Annotated in this window: 15 protein-coding genes; 3 read left to right on the forward strand and 12 right to left on the reverse strand. The window is 64.0% G+C overall.

Annotated features, from left to right (window positions below):
• Nucleotides 1-212: 212 nt before the first annotated feature.
• On the forward strand, nucleotides 213-1,145 hold the full coding sequence (locus JG743_RS10570) for an IS110 family transposase (RefSeq protein WP_202292791.1): 933 nt from the start codon (nucleotides 213-215) through the stop codon (nucleotides 1,143-1,145).
• Between the two features lie 187 nt (nucleotides 1,146-1,332).
• Here the strand turns inward: JG743_RS10570 and JG743_RS10575 are convergent, their stop codons facing one another.
• The 5 genes from JG743_RS10575 to JG743_RS10595 all read right to left on the reverse strand — a co-directional run bounded on the left by JG743_RS10575 (nucleotide 1,333) and on the right by JG743_RS10595 (nucleotide 7,725).
• Nucleotides 1,333-2,262 carry a cation diffusion facilitator family transporter gene (locus JG743_RS10575; RefSeq protein WP_202302562.1) on the reverse strand — a complete coding sequence of 310 codons (930 nt, stop codon included), beginning with the start codon at nucleotides 2,260-2,262 and terminating at the stop codon, nucleotides 1,333-1,335.
• A gap of 23 nt (nucleotides 2,263-2,285) precedes the next feature.
• Nucleotides 2,286-4,475, reverse strand: a complete 2,190-nt coding sequence (locus JG743_RS10580) for an anthranilate synthase (protein WP_202300139.1) — start codon at nucleotides 4,473-4,475, stop codon at nucleotides 2,286-2,288.
• A gap of 256 nt (nucleotides 4,476-4,731) precedes the next feature.
• Entirely contained in the window at nucleotides 4,732-5,787 is a 1,056-nt protein-coding gene (locus JG743_RS10585) for a succinylglutamate desuccinylase/aspartoacylase domain-containing protein (RefSeq protein ID WP_202300140.1), read from the reverse strand.
• Nucleotides 5,788-5,887: 100 nt separating this feature from the next.
• The gene (locus tag JG743_RS10590; protein WP_202300141.1) at nucleotides 5,888-7,267 is read right to left on the reverse strand and encodes an FAD-containing oxidoreductase; all 1,380 of its coding nucleotides are present in this window, start codon (nucleotides 7,265-7,267) and stop codon (nucleotides 5,888-5,890) included.
• The gene (locus JG743_RS10595; RefSeq protein WP_202300142.1) at nucleotides 7,264-7,725 is read right to left on the reverse strand and encodes a DUF4126 domain-containing protein; all 462 of its coding nucleotides are present in this window, start codon (nucleotides 7,723-7,725) and stop codon (nucleotides 7,264-7,266) included. The genes JG743_RS10590 and JG743_RS10595 overlap by 4 nt, the downstream gene beginning before the upstream one ends.
• A 131-nt stretch (nucleotides 7,726-7,856) precedes the next feature.
• Between JG743_RS10595 and JG743_RS10600 the strand changes: the two genes are divergently transcribed.
• Nucleotides 7,857-8,414 carry a sugar O-acetyltransferase gene (locus JG743_RS10600; protein ID WP_202300143.1) on the forward strand — a complete coding sequence of 186 codons (558 nt, stop codon included), beginning with the start codon at nucleotides 7,857-7,859 and terminating at the stop codon, nucleotides 8,412-8,414.
• An 18-nt stretch (nucleotides 8,415-8,432) separates the two neighbouring features.
• On the opposite strand, the gene JG743_RS10605 is transcribed toward JG743_RS10600, so the two are convergent.
• Entirely contained in the window at nucleotides 8,433-9,425 is a 993-nt protein-coding gene (locus JG743_RS10605; protein ID WP_202300144.1) for a helix-turn-helix domain-containing protein, read from the reverse strand.
• A 123-nt stretch (nucleotides 9,426-9,548) separates the two neighbouring features.
• Between JG743_RS10605 and JG743_RS10610 the strand changes: the two genes are divergently transcribed.
• Nucleotides 9,549-10,196: a cysteine hydrolase family protein gene (locus JG743_RS10610; RefSeq protein ID WP_202300145.1), complete on the forward strand. Its 648-nt coding sequence runs from the start codon at nucleotides 9,549-9,551 to the stop codon at nucleotides 10,194-10,196.
• 74 nt (nucleotides 10,197-10,270) lie between these two features.
• Here JG743_RS10610 and JG743_RS10615 read toward each other — a convergent pair whose 3' ends face one another.
• The 6 genes from JG743_RS10615 to JG743_RS10640 form a co-directional block, all read right to left on the reverse strand.
• Complete coding sequence (locus JG743_RS10615) at nucleotides 10,271-11,950, reverse strand: formate--tetrahydrofolate ligase (protein WP_202300146.1); 1,680 nt, start codon at nucleotides 11,948-11,950, stop codon at nucleotides 10,271-10,273.
• 318 nt (nucleotides 11,951-12,268) lie between these two features.
• Nucleotides 12,269-13,393 carry a DUF2333 family protein gene (locus JG743_RS10620; RefSeq protein WP_202300147.1) on the reverse strand — a complete coding sequence of 375 codons (1,125 nt, stop codon included), beginning with the start codon at nucleotides 13,391-13,393 and terminating at the stop codon, nucleotides 12,269-12,271.
• A 14-nt stretch (nucleotides 13,394-13,407) separates the two neighbouring features.
• Nucleotides 13,408-14,706 carry a DUF6638 family protein gene (locus JG743_RS10625; protein ID WP_202300148.1) on the reverse strand — a complete coding sequence of 433 codons (1,299 nt, stop codon included), beginning with the start codon at nucleotides 14,704-14,706 and terminating at the stop codon, nucleotides 13,408-13,410.
• 219 nt (nucleotides 14,707-14,925) lie between these two features.
• A complete protein-coding gene (locus JG743_RS10630) occupies nucleotides 14,926-16,836 on the reverse strand; it encodes an ATP-binding protein (protein WP_202300149.1) in 1,911 nt (636 codons plus the stop codon).
• A gap of 24 nt (nucleotides 16,837-16,860) precedes the next feature.
• Nucleotides 16,861-18,006 (reverse strand): hypothetical protein, encoded by a 1,146-nt coding sequence (locus JG743_RS10635; RefSeq protein WP_202300150.1) that lies wholly within the window; start codon nucleotides 18,004-18,006, stop codon nucleotides 16,861-16,863.
• Nucleotides 18,007-18,039: 33 nt separating this feature from the next.
• On the reverse strand, nucleotides 18,040-19,128 hold the full coding sequence (locus tag JG743_RS10640) for a hypothetical protein (protein WP_202300151.1): 1,089 nt from the start codon (nucleotides 19,126-19,128) through the stop codon (nucleotides 18,040-18,042).
• Between the last annotated feature and the right edge of the window lie 246 nt (nucleotides 19,129-19,374).

Consider the following 19,374-nt stretch of genomic DNA (forward strand, 5'->3'; position numbering starts at 1 on the left):
GCGGAGCAAGGAGCGAAGCGACGCGGCGCAGACCGTAGAATCCTGTGTGTTTGCTCAGTCCTATGGTTGAAGTGGGAAGGAGGCCGAGAGGATCCTGGTCGTCCCTTCGAGGACAGGCCGCGGCATGGCTCGGTCCCTTCCCACCAATGAACCATCAACCTGAACAGTTGCACGGGGCTGTCTTCAGCAGACCCCGCACCACAGGAAGAGGCATGGCCATGATAGTGCAGAACTATGTCGGCTGCGACATCTCCAAAGCGAGGCTCGACTTCTTTGATGAGGCAAGCGGCCGCTACCAGCGGATCGCCAACCAGGCTGAAGCGATAGAAGCCTATGTGGCAGGCCTTTGCGCTGGTCGTGACTTCGTTGTCATGGAGGCGACCGGGGTCCATGACCGGCTGCTGCGCCATGCGCTGGGCAAGGCCGGCATTGCGTTCTCGCGGCACAATCCGGCGCACACCCACCACTACGCGAAGTCGGCGACCCAGCGCGCCAAGACCGATCGTCTCGATGCCCGGATGCTGAGCAGCTACGGTCGTCGCTACCAGCCTGCGGCCGAGGCGGCACCTTGCGAGAAAGGCGAACGCCTTCAGTCGCTTGCCCGCCACCGCGACCATCTTGTTGAGATCCGGGCAAGGTTGAAGAGATATCTCAGCGAGGCCTTCGATGAGGACGTCATAACCGAGACTGAAAGTCTGATCGCCGACTTCGACACACGCATCGATGCACTCGAAAGCCGGATTGCCAAAGCCATTCGCGAAGCCGAGGACACCGCTCTCGACTACACGCTGATGGTCTCTGTACCAGGCGTCTCCACCATCACCGCGCTTTCGCTGCTGGCCCACATGCCCGAGCTCGGCCGGCGCTCGCCCAAGTCGATCGCGGCACTTGCAGGCCTTGCCCCGCTCGACAACGAGAGCGGCAAGGCCAAGCGCAAGAGCAAGATCAGCGGTGGCCGCCCGCGCGTGCGCCGCGCCCTCTACATGGCGGCGCTGGGCGCCATCCGCGCCAACGATCGCTTCAGAACTTTCTACACTGCGCTCGCCGCGCGCTCCGGATCGAAGAAACTTGCCATCGTCGCTGTCGCAAGGAAGCTCCTAGTCACTCTCAATGCCATCATTCGAGACAAAACGGCCTTCGCATGAACACAGTTGCCATGCCGTGACTTCGAAGCGTTGCGGCGGTGCAGAATTCTGCTCCGTTGCATTCCTTGGCGAAGGTAACGGCATGGATTCTAGGGTCTTCGCGACGGAGCTTCGCTCCTGCTCCGCCCTAGAATGACGAAGTTGGAAGGCTTCGTCGAAACTTCCAAGGCTGCGATATGAAATCGCCTTACGCGAAAGGCACCGCCGTGGTGCCTTTCGGCAGCTTCGCCTCGTCGTCCGGCTCGACATGGATGGTGACGCGGACCGAGGGGATTTCGGCCTTCAGCGCGTCCTCGATGCGGTCGCAGATGACATGGCTGTCGCCCACCGTCATATCGGCGTCGACGACCATGTGGAATTCGATGAAGGTGGCGCGGCCGGCGATGCGCGTCTTGAGGTCGTGGACCTCCAGCGCGCCCTTCGAATTGGCCGAGATGATGTCGCGGATGCGCATATGCTCCTGCGTATCCACGGCACGGTCCATGAGGCCGCTCAGCGATTCTCCGGTGAGCTTCCAGCCCTGGTAGAGAATGTTCAGGGCCACGAGAAGCGCAAGCAGCGGGTCGAGGATGTGCCAGCCGGTCATCACCGCGGCAACAAGGCCGACGATGACGCCGACCGAGGTCAGCACGTCGGTCATGATGTGCTGACCGTCGGCGACCAATGCCGGCGATCGTTCGGCGCGGCCGTTGCGGATCAGCACCAAGGCCCATGCGGCGTTGACCACAGCAGCGCCGCCGTTGATCATCAAGCCCTGCCAGGGCTGTTCGATCGACGCCGGGTTCTGCAGCGACTGCCACACCTTGGCGATGATCAGCATGGCCGCCACGACGATCAGCACGCCCTCGAGCACCGCGGAAAAATATTCGGCCTTGTGATGACCGAACGGATGGTCGCTGTCGGCTGGTTTATGGCTGATGCGGATCGCCCACAGAGCGGCGGTCGCGGTGATGACGTTGACGATCGATTCCAGCGCGTCGGAGTAGAGGGCAACGGAGCCGGTGATATGCCAGGCGACAAACTTCAGCCCCATCACCAGGAAGGCGATGACGATCGACCAGAAGGCAAGGCTGGCGACCTTGCGCTTGGCTGCGGCTTTTGCCGCGGCCGCCGTCATGTCTTCCGTTGCGGCCATCGCTGCTAGGCTGCCTTTTCCTTGGCCTTGCGCGGCAGGTGCGCGACGATGTTCTCGATGATGCGCATGCCGGCATTGTGGCCGAGCGTCATGATCGATTCCGGATGGAACTGCACGGCGGCGATCGGCTCCTTGCGGTGCTCGAAAGCCATGATGATGCCGTCCTCGGTCTCGGCGGTGACCAGGAAATCGTCGGGCAGGCGCACCGGATCGGCAAAGATCGAGTGATAGCGGCCGACCGTCACTTCCTTGGGCAGGCCGGAGAAGATGACGCCCGGCTTGGAGACGCGGATGCGCGACGGCTTGCCGTGCATCGGAATGTGCAACTGCCGGAGCTCGCCGCCATAGGCTTCGGCCAGGGCCTGCAAGCCGAGGCAGACGCCGAAGATCGGCAGGTCGCGGGCTCTGGCCTTCTTGATCGTCGCGGCGCAATCAAAGTCCTTCGGCGTGCCGGGTCCGGGCGAGAGCACGACGAGGTCCGGCTTCAGCCGCTCGAAGACCTCTTCCGGCACCGGCGTGCGCACGGTGGAGACATTGGCGCCGGTCTGGCGGAAATAGTTGGCCAGCGTGTGGACGAAGGAGTCCTCGTGGTCGACCAGCAGGATGTTGATGCCGTCGCCGACGCGCGCGGCGGTGCGTTCGGCACCGGCCGCATTGCCGGTCTTGGCGTCGCGGATGGCGGAGAGCATGGCGGATGCCTTCAGTTCGGTTTCGGCTTCTTCTTCCTCGGGGACGCTGTCGAAGAGCAGGGTGGCGCCGGCGCGCACCTCGGCGATGCCGTCCTTGATGCGGATGGTGCGCAGCGTCAGCCCGGTGTTCATGTCGCCGTTGAAGTTGACCATGCCGATCGCCCCGCCGTACCAGGCGCGCGGGCTCTTCTCGTTCTGCTCGATGAAGCGCATGGCCCAGAGCTTCGGCGCGCCGGTGACGGTGACCGCCCAGGCATGCGACAGGAAGGCGTCGAAGGCATCCATGCCTTCGCGCAGCCGTCCCTCGATGTGGTCGACGGTGTGGATCAGCCGCGAATACATCTCGATCTGGCGGCGGCCGATGACGCGCACCGAGCCCGGATCGCAAACACGCGACTTGTCGTTGCGGTCGACGTCCGAGCACATGGTGAGCTCGGATTCGTCCTTCTTCGAGTTGAGCAGCTTCAGGATCTGCTCGGAGTCTGAAATGGCGTCGTCGCCGCGCTTGATCGTGCCGGAGATCGGGCAGGTCTCGACGCGGCGGCCGTTGACGCGCACGAACATCTCCGGCGAGGCGCCGATCAGATACTCGCCTTCGCCGAGGTTGATGAAGAAGGAATAGGGCGAGGGGTTGATCGCCTTCAGCTTGCGCGAGATCTCGGAAGGCTCGGTTTCGCAACGTTCGTAGAACATCTGGCCGGGCACGACCTCGAACAGGTCGCCGCGCTTGAAGCTTTCCATCGCCCGGCGCACCAGGTTGGCATATTCGCCGGGCTCATGGTCGCCGCGCGGCGGGATGCGGTCGGCGGTCCCGAACGGCTCGACGGCGGCGTCGCGCGGCAAACCCTCTGTCGAGAAACCCTCGCCGGAATAGTCGTAGCGGTCGGTCCAGGCCTTGGTCGAATAGTGGTCGACGACCAGGATCTCGTCAGGCAGGAACAGCACCAGATCGCGCTGGCTCTCCCTGCGCTCGAGCTTGTAGTCGACCGGGTCGAACTGGAAGGCGAGGTCGTAGCCGAAGGCGCCGTAGAGGCCGAGATTGGCGTCTTCCTCGGTCTTGAACAAAGCGGTGATGGCGCGCAGCACCGTGAACACCGAAGGCACGCGGCTGCGCTCTTCTTCGGTGAAGACGCGGCCGGGCTTGGCAACCTCGAGGCGGATGAGCTTTTTCGACGTCTCGACGATGGAGACCTCGGCAAGACCGTTCAACGCCTTGCCGATCACCGGCAAAAGCACTTCGCCGCGCCCGTTCAGCGCCTCGATGCGCATGGCGCGGCCGCGCGCGGAGATCACCAGCGGCGGATCGATGATGGCGGTGTCCCAGCGCGTGTAGCGGCCCGGATACTCGTAGTTCGAGGAAAACACGGCGCCGCGGCGGGAATTCAGCCCGTCGACATAGGCGTCGATGGCGCCTTCATAAGGCTGCTCGTGGCGCTCGCGGGTGATCGCGACGCCACCTGCCGTGACGAAGCGCTCGGCCCCGTTGTCCAGAACTCTTGTCGTCATTGCCGTCTCCATCAGCGTCTTGCTATTTCAGCTTCTTGGGGCAACGGACCCGGGGATGGCTTCAAAAAACAAATGGCCGCCCGGACATTCCGTTGCGGCCACCCTCTCTTTTCACGCGCACGCGTTCGAACAGGCCGCTGTCAGCGAGCCCACCACCAAATGGTCTTGTTCGAGCGCATGTTCATGGCGATTCCCATAGCGGCGATTGATCTGATCGGCAAGCGGATTCCACGCAGGTGGTAAAGCCGAAGGCTCTCTAGTCCTCCAGCGTTCCCGAGCGCGCATCGTCGCTCCTTTTGTCGCCGACCAGCTTCAGGAGATCCTCGCCGGCGCGGATGATACGGCGCGAGCGCCGGGTCAGGATGAGGCCGGCCTGTGGCGCGAACACTTCCGTGCGGCCGCCGGCTTCACCCGGCGCATGGACGATTGTCGCAAGCCGCGCCCCCTTGGCGACGCGGTCGCCGGGCTTCACGTCGTAGAGGATCGCGCCGCCTTTCGGCGCCGGCATCATGTCGATGTTCTCCAGCGGCGCCACGGTGCCGGCGAAGGTGCCGGGCGCGGCCATGGCGGGATCGGCGACGGCGCCGCGCGCCACCAGCAGCCGGTAGAGCCCCTCGGCATCGGAAACGGCCAACGCGCCGTCGACGTCGAGTATGCCGCGATATTCGACCGTGGTGGCAACGCGCCGGTCGAAACGCGCCACATCCGCCGGGACATTCTGATAGGGCATGATCGAGGCGCCCTCGAACGTGCCGGTGGCATCTTCGCTCCACAGCAGCACCGCATCGACACCCATGGCGGCCGCGCAATCGGCCATCGCCGGCCACAGGCTGGTGTGGATGTAGAGGTAGGGCAGGCCCTCGTCGTCGCAATGCAGGTCGAGCACGATGTCGTGGCCGAGCGATAGCTGCAGCAGCCTGGCCTTCAGTCGCTGGTCGGGCGTGCCGAGCCCGGTATCGGGCAAGAGCGAGGGGTCGGGCGCTGCAAGCAGCGGGAAGGCGCGGTTGAAGTTGGTGCGGGTGCCGAGATGGAAACGGCCCTGATGCTCGCCGAAATGGTATTGGGCGCGGCCGATCGGGTTGGCCCAGGGCACGATGGTGATGGCGCCGCTGATGCGGCCCTCGGCCTCGGCCCTGGCGAGCATCGGCATCAGCGCGTCGATGGCGACCACGCCCGGCAGCTCGCCGGCATGGAGCGCCGCCTGCAGATAGGCCGAAGGCGCCGCCCTGTCGGTCCCCGCAAAGCGGATCACCGGAAATTCGTAGGAAATGCCCTCGCCGTCGCCGGCGATGCGCTCGATCGTCTTCTGCATGGAGGCCTCCAGGAAAGGCCGAACACATGCACTTTTGCGATGGCGCTGTCGATTGGTCCAGGCCGAGGCGCTATGGGCGCAAACCACGCCGACGGCGGCCCTAGGCCAGCGGCTTGAGCTCCTGGGCGATGGTCGGCAGAAGCTCGGAAACGTTGGGGTGGATGTGCATGGCACGCGCCAGCGTCGATATCGGCGCCTTGGCATACATCAGGTCGAGCACCGAGTGGATCACCTCGTCACCGCCCGGACCGAGTACCGAGCAGCCGAGGATTTCGCCGGTGTCGGCGTCGGCGAGGATTTTCATGAAGCCTTGCGTCTCGCCCTTTTCGACGGCGCGGCCGACACGGGTCATCGGTCGCTGGCCGACCAATGCGCGGCGGCCGGACTTCTTCACGGCCGTCTCGGTCATGCCGCAGCGGCCGAGCGGCGGATCGATGTAGAGCGCGTAGGCCTCGATGCGGTCGCTGACCTTGCGCGGATCGTTGTCGAGCAGGTTGGCGGCGACGATCTCGAAGTCGTTGTAGGACGTATGGGTGAAGGCGCCCTTGCCGTTGCAGTCGCCCATCGCCCAGATGCCGGGAACGCTGGTGCGCAACTGGTCGTCGACGACGATGAAGCCGCGCCTGTCGACTTCGACGCCAGCCTTGTCGAGGCCGAGATCGTCGGTATTGGGGTTACGGCCGAGCGCCAGCAGCACATGCGAGCCGACCGCCGGCGGCTGGCCGGCGGAAAAGGTGACGGCGATGTCGCCGCCGCCCTGTTTTGCAAAACCTATGTCGTCTGCGCCGAGATGGACGGTGATACCCTCGTTTTGCAGGATCGATAGGATGGCGGCCGAGACGTCATCGTCCTCGCGGCCGGTCAGCCGAGGCGCCTTCTCTATGACAGTCACTTCCGAGCCGAAGCGACGGAACATCTGCGCGAATTCGAGCGAGATGTAGCTGCCGCCGACGACGATCAGATGGCCGGGCAGCACGTCGAGATCCATCATCGAGGAATTGGTGAGGTAGGGCACCTCGTTGACGCCGGGCAGGTCGGGAACGGCAGCGCGGCCGCCCGTATTGAGGAAGATCTTCGGCGCGGTCAGCAGTTCGTCGCCGACACGCACGGTGTTGGCGGACTCGAAGCGCGCATGGCCGCGGTAGAGCGTGCATTTCTCCATGCCCGCGATCCAGGTTTCCAGCCCTGTGCGGGAAGCGCCCGACACCTTGTCCTTGCGCGCCTTGATCGCTTTGTAGTCAACGCCGACCGAACCGGAAAGGGTCACGCCGTAGTCGGCGGCGCGGCGGGCGAGATGGGCGGCGTAGGCGCTCGCCACCATCGTCTTGGTCGGGATGCAGCCGGTGTTGACGCAGGTGCCGCCGACCAGTTTGCGCTCGACCAGCGCCACGCTCATGCCGGCCGCGTTCAGCCGGCCGGCGAGCGGAGTGCCTGCCTGTCCGGCGCCGATGATGATGGCGTCGAAAGCTTTCGCCGTCATGCCACGGCCGCCACGATCAGCAGGCCGCCGATGATCGCCACGGCGTCCTCGATGAAGGCGGCGGGCGGGTCCTTGCCGAAAGCGACCGCCAGCCGGCCGCGGAACTCGGCGCCGCCGAGCGTGCCGATCACAGCGCCGATGGCGCCGGCGATCAGGCCGCCGATGGTGGCGCCGCTGCTCGCGCCGAGCACCGCGCCGCAAAAGGCGCCGATGACGATGCGGGCGCCGAACTGCTGCGGCACCTTGCGGCTCGGCGTCGACGGCAACTGGTCGCTGACCAACTCGGCGAGCCCCAGGATGGTGGAGATGCCGACGGCGATCCAGTGGCCCATGAAGCTGGCCCAGGTGCCGGCGACCGGCAGCCAGCCGAGCCAGGCACCCCAAGCGGTGACGGCAAGTGCCGTTCCTGCGCGGAGCCCGGCAACGACCCCGATCAGCAAAGCAAGCAGATAAAGCATGATTGACCCCCTCGATATCAGGACCTCGCACAGTCCGGCGCGAGCAAGCTAGCATAGGCGGTACATTTGGCCAGCCGGCTTTCGCCCAACAAAGGATTGTGCTTTGGCAGTAGTTCGATGGAGATGCAGCCATGACGGCAAGTGAACGCATGAAGATGGCGGCGGGCGAGTGGTACACTTGCCTCGATGCGGAACTGGAAGCGCTGCGCATTGCCGCGCGCGATGCGGTGTTCGAACACAACAGCCTGCCGCCCCGGCAGCGCGGCGATATCGGGCCGGCCTTGCGGTCATTGTTGGGAGGCGCGGGCGAGGGGGCGCGCATCGAAGCGCAGTTCCATTGCGCCTACGGGTTCAACCTCTTTCTCGGCGATGGCGCCTTCCTCAACGCCGGCTGCACCATCCTCGACACGGCGCCGGTCCGCATCGGCAAGGGAACGCTGCTCGGTCCCAATGTGCAGATCTATTGCGCCGAGCACCACCGGGAAGCCCCAGGGCGGCAGGCTGGCCTGGAGATCGCAAGGCCGGTCGCGATCGGCGACAATGCCTGGATTGGCGGCAGCGCGATCATCCTTGGCGGCGTCACGATCGGCGAGGGCGCCATCGTCGGCGCCGGCGCGGTGGTGACGCGCGACGTGGCCGCGAACACGACGGTCGTCGGCAACCCGGCGCGGGCGATCGCGAAGCGCTGAACGACCAGAGAGAGCTATCTACAGCAATGGCGAGTAAGTCATCCGGTCCGGCGGAACATTCCTCGAGAATTCGCGCCTGTATTGCATCGGCGAGGTCTTGAGCCGCGCCGAAAAATGCTGGCGCAGCGACGTGGCGCTGCCGAAGCCGGCCTCGAAGGCCACCGCTTCCATCGATTTCTCCGTTCCCTCCAGCAGCCTTTGCGCCAGCGCCACACGCTGATCGGCCAGCCAGTCGCCGAAGCTTGCGCCGATCGATTTCTGGAAGCGTCGCGTGAAGGTGCGCCGGGTGAGCCCGGCCGCATCGGCGACGCTGTCGAGGCTGTGCGCCTCGCCGAGTGTCGCCCGCACCTTGTCGAGGGCCTGCGCGAACCGGTCGGCGGTCGGGGTCGGCGCCACGGGGCGTTCGATGAACTGCGCCTGACCGCCTTGCCGATGCGGCGACAGCACGACATGCCGGGCGAGCCGCAACGCTGCCTCCGCGCCATAGCGGGCACGCACGATATGCAGGCAGCAATCGAGTCCTGCGGCGACGCCGGCCGATGTGACGATGTCGCCATCGTCGACATAGAGCACGTCGGCATCGACGGCGATGTCGGGATGAAGTGCCTGCAGCCTCTCCGTATAGGCCCAATGCGTGGCCGCCTTTCGTCCGCCGAGCAGTCCCGCGGCGGCGATGGCGAAGGTGCCGAGACATAGCCCGACGACCAGCGCGCCGCGGCGGTGGGCGCGGACCAGCGCCTCCCTCATCGGCTCCGCAAGCGGAGCGTCGAGATCCTTCCAACTCGGGATGATGACGATATCGGCGTCGTCCAGCGCGGAAAGGCCGTGAGGCACGGCGATGCTCAACCCGGCGTCGGTCTGGATCGGTCCCCGTTCGATGGCGCAGACGCGGAAGTCGAAGCGCGGCAAGCCTAGCCTTGTGCGGTCCGTGCCGAATACCAGGCAAGGCACGGAGAGGTGGAACGGGCTGATGCCGTCGAAGGCGATGACGGCGACGATCGGATCGGCCATGGGATCTCCGAGGGACACAGCTGGATTGTCCCAATTCTTTCGAACGATGTCAATCGGGACACTTTTGGCACGCCGGAGCCTGGCCTAGGCTCCTTGCATCAACCCGGTCGAAAGGAGATCGCCATGTCCGCACCAGCCAATACCGCCCAGCCGCGCCGCGCGCTTGTCGTCATCGACGTCCAGAACGACTATGACGGCGGCAACCTCGCCATCCAGCATCCGCCGTTCCGCGACAGCGTCGTCAATGTGGCGCGCGCCATGGACGCGGCGGCGGAAGCCGGCGTCAAGGTCGTGGTCATCAAGCAGATGGCTCCCGAGACCTCGCCGATCTTCGCCAAGGGCAGCCATGGCGGCGAGCTGCATCCCGAGATCGCCAGGCGAAACCGCGACCACTATGTCGAGAAGCTGCTGCCCAGCGCCTTCGCAGGCACCGACCTTGAGGCGTGGCTGCGCGCCAACGCCATCGATACGATCGCCGTCGCCGGCTACATGACGCACAATTGCGATCTGTCGACCATCATCCACGCCGTGCATATGGGCTTTTCGGTCGAGTTCCTCGCCGACGCCAGCGGCTCGGTGCCCTACGCCAACAGCGCCGGCTATGCCTCGGCCGAAGACATCCATCGCGTCGTCACCATCATCCTGCAGTCGCGCTTCGCGGCGGTGCTGAAGACCGCCGAATGGGTCGACTGCCTGAAGACCGGCGCCCTGCCGGAACGCGACACGATCTTTGCCTCGAACCAGCGCGCGCTGGCGCGCAATGCCGCGTAGTCGGGCTCAAATCCGCAAATGAAAAGGGCGCCGCGAGAGCGGCGCCCTTTGGTTTTTCGCAACCGAAAGAATGCCTAGAACAGGCCTTCGATCTGGCCGGCCTCGTTGAGGAAGATCTTTTCCGAGGACGGCGCCTTGGGCAGGCCGGGCATGGTCATGACCTCGCCGCAGATGATGACGACGAAGCCGGCGCCGGCCGAGAGCCTGACCTCGCGCACCGGCACGGTGTGGCCGGTCGGCGCGCCGCGCAGGTTCGGATCGGTCGAGAAGGAATACTGGGTCTTGGCCATGCAGACCGGCAGGTTGCCGTAGCCGGCCTGCTCCCAGGCATGCAGTTGGTCGCGGATCGACTTGTCGGCGATCGCCTCGTCGCCGCGGTAGATGCGCTTGACGATGGTGTTGACCTTCTCGAACAGCGGCATCTCGTCGGGATAGAGCGGCGAGAACTGCGAGGCGCCGGATTCGGCGATCTCGACGATCTTCTTGGCCAGGTCCTCGATGCCGGCAGAGCCCTGGGCCCAGTGCTTGCACAGGATCGCCTCGGCGCCCTGCGCCTTGACGAAGTCCTTCATCGCCTGGATCTCGGTCTCGGTATCGGTGGTGAAGTGGTTGATCGCCACCACTGCCGGCACGCCGAATTGCTTCACGTTCTCGATGTGGCGGCCGAGATTGAGGCAGCCCTTCCTGACCGCCTCGATATTCTCCTTACCGAGGTCTTCCTTCTTGACGCCGCCGTTCATCTTCATGGCGCGCACGGTGGCGACGATGACGGCCGCGGCCGGCTTGAGGCCCGCCTTGCGGCACTTGATGTCGAAGAATTTTTCCGCACCGAGGTCGGCGCCGAAGCCGGCCTCGGTGACGACATAGTCGGCGAGCTTGAGCGCCGTGGTGGTGGCGACCACCGAGTTGCAGCCATGCGCGATGTTGGCGAACGGGCCGCCGTGGACGAAGGCCGGGTTGTTCTCCAGCGTCTGCACCAGGTTGGGCTGCATGGCGTCCTTCAACAGCACCGCCATGGCGCCGTCGGCCTTGAGGTCGCGGGCATAGACCGGCGACTTGTCGCGGCGGTAGGCGACGATGATGTCGCCGAGGCGCTTCTCGAGGTCCTTGAGGTCGGTGGCGAGGCACAGGATCGCCATGACTTCCGAGGCGACGGTGATGTCGAAGCCGGCCTCGCGCGGGAAACCGTTGGCGACGCCGCCGAGCGAGCAGATCATCTCGCGCAGCGCGCGGTCGTTCATGTCCATGACCCGGCGCCACACGACGCGGCGGATATCGATGCCGAGCTCGTTGCCCCAGTAGATGTGGTTGTCGATCAGTGCCGAGAGCAGATTGTGCGCGGTGGTAATGGCGTGGAAGTCGCCGGTGAAGTGGAGGTTCATGTCTTCCATCGGCACGACCTGCGCGTAGCCGCCACCGGCCGCACCGCCCTTGACGCCGAAATTCGGGCCGAGCGAGGCTTCGCGGATGCAGACGATCGCCTTCTTGCCGATGCGGTTGAGGCCATCGCCCAGGCCCACGGTCGTCGTGGTCTTGCCTTCGCCGGCGGGCGTCGGGTTGATGGCGGTGACGAGGATCAGCTTGCCGTCCTTGTTGCCCTTCACGGACTTGATGAACTCGGCCGAGACCTTGGCCTTGTCGTGGCCGTAGGGCAGCAGGTGCTCGCTCGGAATGCCGATCTTGGCGCCGATCTCCTGGATCTGTTTCTTCTTGGCGGCGCGCGCGATCTCGATGTCGGACTTCACTTCGGCCATGACGGCTTTCCTCTGGATTGGTCGGTGGAGGGGACGGGTTTGATCAACTGTGCATGTTCGAGACGCCGCGCGGACGCAAGGGCATGTTCTAACCCTGTCGCTGCCACGGCGTCAACTTTCATGCAACTATGTTTCCTGCGAAGAAAGAGTGTTCCTGCTGCCGGGCCTCTTCCGGTCGGTTGTTTCGAGCCCGGTCGTTGCGCCGTATAGAAGCCAGAGCGGATGCCGCGCCGCCGTCTCAAAACAGCCGCGCAATGCACGGAATGCGACAGCGACGACGGCGCAAATCCGCCAGCGCCCCCCGGGGCAGGGATGCGGTTACTGCGTCAGCACGTTGCTGATCTCGACCATGTTCGAGCGCACCCTGAGGACATAGAAACCCATGGTGGTCAGGTGCGTCGGCAGCAGCCAGCCGTCCTCGCGGCCATTGGCGATGATGAAGGGCTGGATGCGCAGCGCCGAGACAAATTGCGAATCCATCGTGTCCCACAGGTTCTGCAGGTGCTTTTCCTTGATCACGTCGTCGAAGTCGGCCTGGGCGCCCTTCATCAGCCCGTAATAGCCATAGAGCTGGCCATAGGCGAACCAGAAGCGGTCGTCGGCGCGGGTATCGAACCAGCCAGCGTTGTGGTTTTCCGCGCGCTCCTTGAGGATGGCCGAGGTCGAGCCGATGTCGGACGAGATGCGGTCGACATACTGCTTCAGATTGTCGGCGCGCGCATCGAACGTCGCCTGGCAGGTGGCCAGCCTTGCGTTGAAGGAGCGCAGCTTGCGCACGGCGTCGCGATAGTAGCTCGGCGTCGGCGTCTTGGGGCCGAACGGGTTGAGGCCGAAATACCAGGTCTCCTCGTCGAACTGCAAATTGCCGCGCGCATCCTGGAGATCGGCATCGATCTGTGAGGTCGTGCGCACGCGGCCCAGATTGTCGGCAAGCTCGGTCGCCGTACGCCTCACCGCCTGGTTGATGCCGCGCTGGAACGAGGCCTTGTTGTCCATCCACGGCGTATGGTCCCAGTCGATGCCGAACAGGCCGAGCTTGTAGAGGATCATCGACGAGATCCAGGCATTCTGGTTGACATTGAAGTCGGTAAGGTCGGCTGCCACCTGGGCGATCGCCGAGTTGCCGCAGGTCTTGGCGGTATCGGTGCCGGCGCCGGCGGAGACTTGCTCGCCCGCTGAAATGCCACGCTTCTCGAATGTATATTTGTCGACGTAGTTGGGGTCAAAATTGGTCCACCACTGGGTGGCGTAGAAGAAATTGGCATAAAGGCCGGCCAGCACCAGCAAGGCCAGGCCGACCACCGCTTTCAGGATCCAGCCGCGCTGGGTGTACCAGCGACCGGCCCACATGAACGGCCACAGGATGATGCCGACGAGGAGACCGATGCCGCGGCCGATCCACTGGAAAATCCGGGTGAAGAAGTTCACGATCGGATCAAGCATGGCTGTGTCACCCCTCAATCAGTCAAGCCGTAGAGGCGCGTGCGAAACGCCGCCTTGTCTTTCAAATATGTGGTTTTCAGAACGTCCACAACATGCGATCGCCAGGCGTCGCTGAAGCCGTCATAGTCTCTGTAGAAGCCGGGCTTGTTGAAGACGTAACGCGAGACGAAGTCCTGCGGCACGAAGTCGGAGATCAGCTGGTTGGTCAGCCAGGCGTCCGGATGATCGGGCTTGGCGCGGATCACCAGGAAACGCTGCTGCGGGAACACGTCCTCGATCTTGAGATGGCCATACTGGGCGATCTCGCGCTTGGCGGCGTTGAGGAAGGGGAAATTGCCGTCCTTGGTGATCAGGTCGGTGTGGCCGTGGATCCAGGTCTGCAGCCAAACCTTGTCGACGTCGGTCAAATTGCGGTTAGGCTCGGTGTCGCGGATCAGCGCGCGCACCACCATTTCGGCGCGATGCTCGAGATAGCCGGAGGACTCGATCCAGGAGGCGCGGGGCAACTCGATGCGGCCGGTCGCGGCGAGGAATTTGAACACCTTGTCGGCGTCCCTGATCGATAGGTAGCTCACCTGCCACGGCCGCGAGCGGCGGAAGCCGGGCGCAGCCGGGTCACTGATCACCGTCGTCATGTCGGGATCGACGAAGACGTAGAGGCCGCCGAAATGGCTGGTCCAGTAGGCGTTGTGGCGGAAGATCACCTGGTCCGGCACCAGCGCATTCTCGCGGATGTCGCCGCAGACCTTGGCGAGCTCCACCATGCGCTGCAGCATGGCATTGTCGCGCCAGGCGTCGGGCTCCTGCTTGAGCCGGTCGACCAGCTTGCCGAGCTCGGCCGCCTTGCCCAGCACATCTTCGGCCGACAGCACCTTGAACTCGACCTGGTTGATCGACAGCAGGTCCTCGATGTCGTTGACCTGGGGAACGGAGTCCTCGATCTCGCCGTAGATCACGTCCTTGATGGTCAGCGCGTCGATGGCGCGCTGGTTCTTGGACATGAACTCGAACATCAGCTGCGAGGTGTTGGAGAAGGCGGTGTGGACCACCGGCAGGTCGATCTGCGACGGGGTCAGGATGATGAAGCGGCGGTTGACCTCATTGGGGTCGAGATAGTCGTAGTCGCCGCATTCGTCGGCGACCTCGGGCGAGAAGCCGGTGCGGTCGATCTGGAAGCTCGTCAGCTTGGTGGGACTGAGGCCGAAGGCGACGAGCGCCTTGTTGTAGCGCTGGATGAGATGCGGCTCGTCGACCGTGAGCAGCCTGCCGTAGATCAGCTCGTTGTCACGCAGAAGGTCGGGTTTCTTGGCCATTATTCCTTCTCCCCGTTCACGGGGAGAAGGTGCCCGAAGGGCTGATGAGGGGCGCGACCTCTCCTTCTCCCCTTGTGGGAGAAGGTGGATCGGCGCGAAGCGCCGAGACGGTTGAGGGGTGGGTGACGGAGTGCCGTCGGCGCCAAGCTGGAACATCCCTCATCCGTCGCCTTCGGCGACACCTTCTCCCACAAGGGGAGAAGGGGGCGTCGGCGTGCTTTACGCATTCCATAGCCCCTTCTTCTTCATCTCCTCGATTTCGCGCACGGCGCGGTCGCGCAGCCGGGTGTCGCGGATCATCTTGGTCACCGCGGCGTCGTCGGACTTGTCGGAGTAGCGGAATTCCGAGTCGGCGTAGCGGTTGATCTCCTGCATGACCATGTCCATCGAGAACGGTCCGCGCAGTTCCTCGATCATCGCCTTCTTGTCGTCGTAGCCCTTGTGCATGAAGGCTTCGGGCTTCTCGAACCATTCGTCCGGCAGCTCGATGTCCATGGCGCGCATCTTGATGGCGTCGGTGACGTTCTTGATGGCGCGGCCGGTGAAGCGCGGCTCGGCATCCTTGATCATGTGCAGGTAGGTGCCGATATCGGCCATCGATTTCGGCGTGCCGTTCTCCTTCATGTAGCGCTCGTAGACCTTGATCAGGCCGTCTTCCTGCGGCTTCTCGTGCTCCTCATAGGCCTCGGTCACGGCGCGCTGGATTTCCTGCGCCGCATAGAGCTTGTGGTCGCCGAGCGGAATCTTGTGGTTCTTGCCGGCGAGCAGCACGAAGATGTCGATGTAGTCGTCGCGGCTCTGCGGCCCGTCGACCAGCCAGCGGGCGCCGGCGCGCTGGCGCAGCGCGTCGTCGACGTTTTCCGGATAGTTGGAGAACATGCCGAAGGCGCAGTTGCCGCGCACCACCGTGCCGGCGCCGGCAAAGGCGTCCATCAGGACGCCGGTGATCTCCTGCTGGCCGGCCGATGCCCGATCGTCGGAGCGCCGCGCCGCCACCTGGTCGATGTCGTCGATGGTGCCGAAGCCGATGACGCGCGGATTGAGCACGTTGTTGATGAACTGGCGGCAGTTCTGGCCGGATTTGCCCTGGTAGGACGAGATCTGGTCGACACCGAAATTCTCGTAGGCGAAGGGATAGCTGGCGACCTGGCAATAGTCGTTGACGAGGCCGGCGATCATCTGGATCAACGTCGTCTTGCCGGTGCCCGGCGCGCCGTCGCCGATGAAGGTGAACAGGAAGCCGCCGAGTTCGACGAAGGGGTTCAGCTCGCGCTCGAAATCATAGGCCATCAGCATCTTGGCGAGCCTGACCGACTGGAATTTGGCGATGTGGTTGCCGACGACCTCTTCAGGCTTCTTGAAGGTCATCACCAGCGGTTTCGAGCGCTTGCCGGGCGCGACATCGAAGCCGTCGAGGGTGAAATCGTCGACATCGATGCGGATATGGGCGTTCTCGAACGGACCGATGCCGTCGAAGCGGCCTTTTCGCGCCAGGAGGCCGTCGATGGCGACGCGGGCGAAGGCGCGCGCCCGCGTCGTCAGGTCGGCGTCGTCCTTGGAACCGGCGATCGCCTTGTCGAGGCCGGCGATGATTGATTTGACCGCGTCCTGCTGGGTGTCGAACAGGAAGTCGGGCTCAGCGATGTCATTGGGCGCCTCGCCGTCGCTGTCGATCAGCTGGAACAGGTAGGAAGCCAGGCTGAAGGCGGAGATGTAAGCCGAGGCCGACAAGAGTTTCTTGAAGGTCGCGGCTTCGTCACCTTCGAGCGGTGCGCGGGCGTTTTTCGCCTGCAGGCTTTCAAGATCCGAGCCTTCGGCGAAGACATCCGAGATGGCGAGCGCGATCGCCAGGCCGCGCCGGGCGCGGAACAGAAGCGTGTGCTGCGGAATGGTGAGCAGCTGGTCGTCGGGGTGGACGGCGGCGACCGTCTTCGACAGCTCGACCTCGCGCGTGCGGCGCACCGAACCGACCGAGACCGTCGAGACGAAGCGGCGATTGGTGCCGGCGAGCGCTGTGCCGGATTCGCGTGACGGGTCCTCCAGCACGACGATGCGGGTGATGAAGCTCTGCGCCGTGGCGCGGTGCTTTTCGATCGCGGCTTCCGAAATCGTGGTCAGGCCGGTGTCCATGAAGGATGCTCCGCGGTTTGACGGTCAGACGTCGCTGATGACCTGTCCGTTGGACAGGATGTGGACCTTGTAGCCGGAAAAGATCTTTTGCGCCTCGCCGGCGGCATAGAGCGCTTGATAGGCCTCGTGCGGGATCAGCGCATGGTTCTCGTAGCTCGACACGCCCTGGCGCGCGGCTTCCAGATCGTCCGTGTTGATGAAGAATTCCTGCGTCGTCTTCTCGCTCGAAAACAGGCCCTTGCGGCCGGGTTTCTCGGACTTCGAAAACACTTCCTGGATCGTCCAGGTGAGCAGCCAGGCGTTTTCCGGCTTGCGCACCTTGGCCAGCACTTCCGTCACCGTCGAATTGTTGTCGGTGATCCCCGCCGAGTAGAAGGGGCCGAGCACGACGCGCCGGAGCTGCTTGGGATGCAGCGGCTCGAAATCCTTGTCGAGATTGACCGCGATGGTCGCCGGCGACAGCGTGTAGGCGGAATTCTTCTCGGTGAAATCGTCGAAGCGGTGGGCGAGCTCGGGGTTGAGCAGGCCGTCGACCGGCAACGGGATGTCGACCTTCTCATTGAGCTTGCCGTTGGCATCGACCAGCTGGCGCACCATGCTCTCCGAGGAGTCCTCCACCGTCACCATGTAGATCAACGGCAGGTTGGCGCTGCCGTCGAAGCAGGCCCAGTGGACCAGGTAATAGGGCCGAAAGGTCTTGGGGTTGACCGAGACCTTTGCCGTCTGCGCCAGCGTGAACGGGCCGAAGGTCTGCTCGCTCCTGACGTCCTCCAGATAAAGCCGCTCGGCCATCGACTTCTGCAGCGCCTCGGGGAACTCTTTGTGGCGCAGGATGAAGTCGGCCATCTCCTCGCGCAGTTCGCCGGCCTGCGGGATGTTGGCCAGCCGGCTCTCTGCCTGGCGACGGTCGTTTTCGAGTTCCAGCAGGTTCTGGAACACCGGATAGCCGCTGTCGGCGCGCGAGATGCGGAACGTCTCCATGAAGCCGAGCCGGTTGCGCCAGCAGGCAAAGGATTTGTCGAGCCGGGCGATGTACTCGGCGACGATCCTGGCGACGATGCCATGCCGGTAGAGCGGCGAGCGATCGTCGCGCATAAACACTTCCAGCCCGCTCAGTGCCGCCGTGATGGCGGAAAAATAGCGCGCCGCCGCTTCATTTTCGGGGGTCATGGGACTGCCTTGGAGACGAAAGCCTGCCGCCAACTATTGCTGCACGTAGTTGGCGGAATTGTGCTTCTTCATCACCTCGTCGAAGCGGCGCGCGAAGGCATCGTCGGCGAGCTTCTTGCGGCGCTGGATGTCGGCCGAGGCCACCATGTTCTTCTCGTGCATTTCGAGCAGGTCGCCAATGTGCTTCTGCGACGCGGCGCCAATGCCGGCCATGGTTTCCTCGGCGGTGTTGTCGACCTGGCTGCCCAGCGTGTTGATCTTATGGGCGACGTCCTGCTGGGCGGCGGTCTTCAGCGAGTCTTCCAAGGCCTTGTAAAGGACGATGCGCTGCTCGGTGTCGATGGTCAGCTTGTTGATCAACGTCGACTGCGCCGCGATTTGGTTGTTGAGCGAATCGACGAAGGTCTGGAACATCGAGGTGTAGCGCTCCAGCGTCTGGCTTTCGGCCAGCAATTCCTGCTCCTTGGCCTGCTTCTCATTGTATTCCGTGGCCATTTTCGAGCGCTCGCCCTCAAGCTGCGTGCGCTCCTTCTGGCTGGTCGAGGCAGCGATCTTGTTCTCGATATCGAGCAGCATCGGGTTGAGCTCCTCGATGCGCTTCTGCACCGCCTCGAGGTTGGACATGGTGGTCTTACGGCGCTCGATCACCTGCGACAGGCTGGCCTCGGAGGTCTTGTAGCGATGGTCGAGCACTTCCTTCTGCGCCTTGAGGATGCCGACGATGGTGTCGGACTTGGCCAACAGTTCCTGCAGGTTGCCCGCCAGCGACATGTTGCGAACGCGGTCGGTGCGCATGCGCTGCTTGCGCTGGGCCGAGAAGACGCCGACGAAGTTCTCCCAGCCGGTGTAGTTCTTCATGCTCTCGAATTCGGCGCCGAAGACGTTGGTGGCGTCCTCCAGGCCGATGATCAGGTCGGCGATGTTGCCCTCCATGACCTTCTGCTGCTTGAGCACATCCTCGATGCGGGCGTTTTCGATGTCGAAATTGGCGTCGCCGATCTTCTTGTCGGCCTGGGCGAGCGTGTCGAGCACCGTTCCGGACTGCTCGATCTTCGTGCGCATGTCCTGAACGACCTGCTTGGTCTTGGCAATCTCGGCATCGAAATTCTGCAATGTCGCCATAGGGGCCTCCCGCATCGGCATCGGTTTCGTGTCGGCGCGAATATATGTGGAGCATCCGGGGATTGAAAGACGCAAGACAAGAGGCGCCGCGAAAACAAAAGGTTTCGTTTCTGCCTTGAAAGACAATCGAACCATGCGCATGGCGAGACTAGCAGCCGGCCGGCGCATTTTTCTTGCAGTTCGACTTTCACGCGGGCGGGTCACTGGCGAAGCATTCGCTTCCCGCCGGAAGTGTCGTCTTGATAT

The sequence above is a fragment of the Mesorhizobium sp. 131-2-1 genome (genome assembly GCF_016756535.1).
Classification (GTDB): Bacteria; Pseudomonadota; Alphaproteobacteria; order Rhizobiales; family Rhizobiaceae; genus Mesorhizobium.

Bases quoted from the DNA above. Each gene is read 5' to 3' on its own strand.
- JG743_RS10570 (WP_202292791.1), top strand. From the start codon at position 213: ATGGCCATGATAGTGCAGAACTATGTCGGCTGCGACATCTCCAAAGCG.
- JG743_RS10575 (WP_202302562.1), bottom strand. From the start codon at position 2,262: ATGACGGCGGCCGCGGCAAAAGCCGCAGCCAAGCGCAAGGTCGCCAGC.
- JG743_RS10580 (WP_202300139.1), bottom strand. From the start codon at position 4,475: ATGACGACAAGAGTTCTGGACAACGGGGCCGAGCGCTTCGTCACGGCA.
- JG743_RS10585 (WP_202300140.1), bottom strand. From the start codon at position 5,787: ATGCAGAAGACGATCGAGCGCATCGCCGGCGACGGCGAGGGCATTTCC.
- JG743_RS10590 (WP_202300141.1), bottom strand. From the start codon at position 7,267: ATGACGGCGAAAGCTTTCGACGCCATCATCATCGGCGCCGGACAGGCA.
- JG743_RS10595 (WP_202300142.1), bottom strand. From the start codon at position 7,725: ATGCTTTATCTGCTTGCTTTGCTGATCGGGGTCGTTGCCGGGCTCCGC.
- JG743_RS10600 (WP_202300143.1), top strand. From the start codon at position 7,857: ATGACGGCAAGTGAACGCATGAAGATGGCGGCGGGCGAGTGGTACACT.
- JG743_RS10605 (WP_202300144.1), bottom strand. From the start codon at position 9,425: ATGGCCGATCCGATCGTCGCCGTCATCGCCTTCGACGGCATCAGCCCG.
- JG743_RS10610 (WP_202300145.1), top strand. From the start codon at position 9,549: ATGTCCGCACCAGCCAATACCGCCCAGCCGCGCCGCGCGCTTGTCGTC.
- JG743_RS10615 (WP_202300146.1), bottom strand. From the start codon at position 11,950: ATGGCCGAAGTGAAGTCCGACATCGAGATCGCGCGCGCCGCCAAGAAG.
- JG743_RS10620 (WP_202300147.1), bottom strand. From the start codon at position 13,393: ATGCTTGATCCGATCGTGAACTTCTTCACCCGGATTTTCCAGTGGATC.
- JG743_RS10625 (WP_202300148.1), bottom strand. From the start codon at position 14,706: ATGGCCAAGAAACCCGACCTTCTGCGTGACAACGAGCTGATCTACGGC.
- JG743_RS10630 (WP_202300149.1), bottom strand. From the start codon at position 16,836: ATGGACACCGGCCTGACCACGATTTCGGAAGCCGCGATCGAAAAGCAC.
- JG743_RS10635 (WP_202300150.1), bottom strand. From the start codon at position 18,006: ATGACCCCCGAAAATGAAGCGGCGGCGCGCTATTTTTCCGCCATCACG.
- JG743_RS10640 (WP_202300151.1), bottom strand. From the start codon at position 19,128: ATGGCGACATTGCAGAATTTCGATGCCGAGATTGCCAAGACCAAGCAG.